We start from the raw sequence: 3,697 nt of genomic DNA on the forward strand, positions 1-3,697 counted from the left end.
TACACTGATTTCTACGTTCATGGCACTTCTCCTTTCGGTTTGATTTTTTGTTGATGATAACTCTTACAAGGAAAAGTGCCTTTTTTCTACCCATTCAAAATTCACACAAGATATTTTACACTACCGCGATTTCCTTTGCTTTTCGCCCGAGTCGAAACTTAATATCATTGCTCTTAAGCAAGAGCAACACGGTTTCGGCCAACTTGCTTGGATCGGCCGGAGGAACCAGGAACCCATTGTCGCCATGGATAACTATATCTTTATTGCCAGAAATATTGGTGGCAACTACCGGCAAACCAGCGGCCATAGCCTCAAGCACGGCAAGGGAAAGGCCTTCAGCACCCTCATCCATACCTGCAGAAACATACATTTCACTGCTGCGATACAGGCAAGCGAGCCAATCCGGAGAATGATTGACTGAATGAGATTGGCCCCAAGAAGCAACTGCCGGGAAACTGATTGATCCGGTCAGTCTTACTTTCTCATCCAGGTCCAGTTCTCTTAGAAGAGGCCGTAACTTATCGGTACCCCGTCCGACAATAACAAGATATATATTAGGTTCTGCATACAGAATCAAGGGCATGGAACGAATCAAGACCTCATGTCCCTTGCAGGGGCGATAATTACCTACGGTTAAAATCACCCGGGATTCTGCTGGGAGTTTTAGCCATTTTCGGATATCCGCTGCCACAGCCGGTTTCTGAAACCGTTCCACGTCCACTCCATTAGGAATTCGACGGATCTTCTCCCTCAAGGCCCCGGCATTTACTAATGAAGCTTCAATGCCAGCACTTATTGCGGTCAGCATCTCGGTCCTTTCCAGAGTATAATTTATTTTCGGCCCTACAGCAGTATTAAGCCTCATCCCAAAGCCTAGTTCCGAAACAATATTGATGTCTTCCCCGTGCGGGGTGACAACCAGGGGAAGGTCTCTGATTCTTTTAAGCCGAGCGGCAATATAGCCTGTCGGATACGTATTATGATGAATAATATCACACCCCCAAATGGCGGTATCCAATAATAACTGCAATAATTGCACCTGTTCCACAAATCTCCCTCTTAAGGTAGGCCACCTGTGCAGGGGATACCCAAACCTAACCTTACGCTGGGACCACCATCCGGCAGGCCCTACCACACGCACCTGGTGCCCGATTTCCCTGAGCGCACCCGCCAGATAGTGTACTACAAGTTCCCGCCCTCCTATCGTAGGTAAAAAACTATTGACATAAAGAACAATATTCAATCCATTCCTCGAATATAGCAATGAAAGGTCTGCTCACGCCCACCTGAACCTCATCTCTTCCTCTCTGCCAGGAGTCCGTTACAGACCTCAATTATTTTTTCCGCGTTCTTCAACCAACTGTATTTTTCAACGATTAATCTCCTGGCACTCGTTCCTATTCTCCGAAGACGCTCTGGGTCCTGATCGGCATCAAGTATAGCCTTGACATAATTCTCCGGAGTCGGCGGATAAACAAGTATTCCTGTCTCCCTATGCCTAAGGATCTCTTTTATTTGGCCAACTGCCGTTGCCACAACCGGTATTCCCATTGCCATGTATTCAAACATTTTTAAAGGGGAACCGTGAAACGACTTCATGTCTGGATAGCTCATAAGTGCATAGTCAAAACAGGCAATATACTGCGGTATCTCTTCATGGGCTACGGAATCAATTTGGGTAACACCAGATGTTAGATTTTTTTCTTCTATTTGTGCCTTGATTCTATCAAAACCCTCTCCGTTTCCGATTAACAGCAAATGATATGACATTTTTGTTGTTTTTGCCATCATTTCAATAGTACGGATAGCAATATCAACACCGTGCCATGTTTTATATGAGCCAACATAACCTAATATTGTCTTTTCTCTCAATCCGAGCTTTTTCTTCATTAATTGTTTATCATATTTCTCAGGATCAAATTTGTTTGTATCCACTCCATTGGGAATAACATATATTTCAGATCTCTGTCTGAAATTACCAAGACAATATTTCATTTGTTTTGATACACAGAACAAAGTGTCTGCTGATTGAATCGCCATACGTTCTGCCCATCTGGTAATGGAGGTTACTCGATTCTGTTTATTGATAATGGTTGCTTCTATTGAACGAAGAGCATTAATTTCAAGTAATATTGGAATCTTAAAGTATTTACTTAACCAAAAGGGAGCAAATTGAAATATTTGATTCCGATAAATTATTATATCAGGCATATACCTATTTCTAATACTTCTTAATGCATAATAATAGAGAACAGAGTCTACTAATCCAGAAGTCATTAAGAGAAACTCTGACTCTCGTCCAATTAATCTTTGCAGATAATATACAATTATTCTATGGTTTATTTTCTTAAGATAATAAAAAAAGTTTTTTGGAACCTTTTTGCTGTTTATTGGACGGGTACGAACATTTTCTTTAATGGGAGGAAAGGTCTGAATTTCGTGACCTAATTGACGAATATTTCGCAGGAATTCTCTGCAATGAATTGCTGAACCGTCAGGTGCATTAATGCGATATGCAATATATAATATTTTCATATAATTATGAAATTTGAAAACACTTTTCTTAGCCAATTCTTAACTGACTTAGAATGTGATTATACAAAACAACCAATGATGCCTTGAAAAGTTTACCCCAGTATACCGGATATCCAAGATCTTCAAGGGCTTTTTTATGATAGGTGTAAAACTCGTTTCTCCGTTGTCTGAACTCTTTTTTTCTAAGCCTGAAAAGATGCAACCCTAAAAATCTATAATATTGGTTAAATGCGGTTTTATAAACTTCATCGAACTCTTCTTCAGTAAGATAAATGCGGCCATATTTTTTTAAGATCAATAGCTTTGCCGGTCTCCAAGTTCCAAGCTCAGTTGCAAAATAACTGACTGTTTCGTTATGTCTCCGCGTAAAGGTCAGGACCTGATGGACAAACCCGAAGTCATTGTTTTGCAATATATCGAAACAAACCTCTGTATCTGCCTGAATATTCGACTCATTATAAAATTTTTCACGATTTAATGCGAGATCGGACCGAATTAAGAGCGACGTTGGAGACCCGAATAAATGGAGGCCGTGAAGCAATATCAAGCGACAGACTTGATGGCCCGGCAAAGCATGACTTGGATATGGGAGACCATCCAGATTTACTTTATTTTCATCAAGCCGATATGACCCGACAATACCGACAGACGGGTTCTCTTCAGCAACTTCTACCATTTTTTCTATACATTCTGGGAAAAGCCAATCATCTGCATGCACAACTTTGAAGTATTTACTTTTTGGGGAAATCTGGCTTATTGCATGATTCCAGTTCTGCATCATATTCAAGAAATTTTCATTATTGTAAATGCGGATCCTTTTATCCTTTTCTGCATAATATTGAGCTATCTCATTGGTCTTGTCCACACTTTGATTATCAACAATTATATATTCCCAGTTCGTATAAGTTTGAGACAACACACTCTCAATACACTCTGCAATATACTTTTCTGTATTATATACCGGTGTTACTATACTAACGAAAGGTTGGGGTTTAGAATCCATTTTTCTTTAGACTCCATTATAATCACGCTATCGAGCGTGTCCCGTAAATCATATCAGCCGAAGATTTCGATTCGGCCAAATTTTGGCCTTATGCCCCTCTGGACTTTCTGGAAATGCTGATTATTGAGATTCATTGTCATAAGAGCCTTATTCCACCCC

The 3,697-nt window shown here is 40.5% G+C and carries 3 protein-coding genes; all 3 read right to left on the minus strand.

Translation table 11 applies throughout. The features are described 5' to 3' along the window. Positions 1 to 115: 115 nt before the first annotated feature. Genes C4B57_05075 through C4B57_05085 form a run of 3 tightly spaced genes read right to left on the minus strand, consistent with a single transcriptional unit; the run spans position 116 to position 3,538 of the window. The gene (locus tag C4B57_05075; protein PXF54979.1) at positions 116 to 1,264 is read right to left on the minus strand and encodes a hypothetical protein; all 1,149 of its coding nucleotides are present in this window, start codon (positions 1,262 to 1,264) and stop codon (positions 116 to 118) included. Positions 1,265 to 1,293: 29 nt separating this feature from the next. Then, positions 1,294 to 2,535, minus strand: a complete 1,242-nt coding sequence (locus C4B57_05080) for a hypothetical protein (protein PXF54980.1) — start codon at positions 2,533 to 2,535, stop codon at positions 1,294 to 1,296. Between the two features lie 28 nt (positions 2,536 to 2,563). Then, entirely contained in the window at positions 2,564 to 3,538 is a 975-nt protein-coding gene (locus tag C4B57_05085) for a glycosyltransferase family 2 protein (protein ID PXF54981.1), read from the minus strand. Positions 3,539 to 3,697 lie beyond the last annotated feature (159 nt).

The sequence above is a fragment of the Deltaproteobacteria bacterium genome (assembly GCA_003194485.1).
Lineage (GTDB): Bacteria > Desulfobacterota > Dissulfuribacteria > Dissulfuribacterales > UBA3076 > UBA3076.

Bases quoted from the DNA above. Each gene is read 5' to 3' on its own strand.
- C4B57_05080 (PXF54980.1), bottom strand. From the start codon at position 2,535: ATGAAAATATTATATATTGCATATCGCATTAATGCACCTGACGGTTCA.
- C4B57_05085 (PXF54981.1), bottom strand. From the start codon at position 3,538: ATGGATTCTAAACCCCAACCTTTCGTTAGTATAGTAACACCGGTATAT.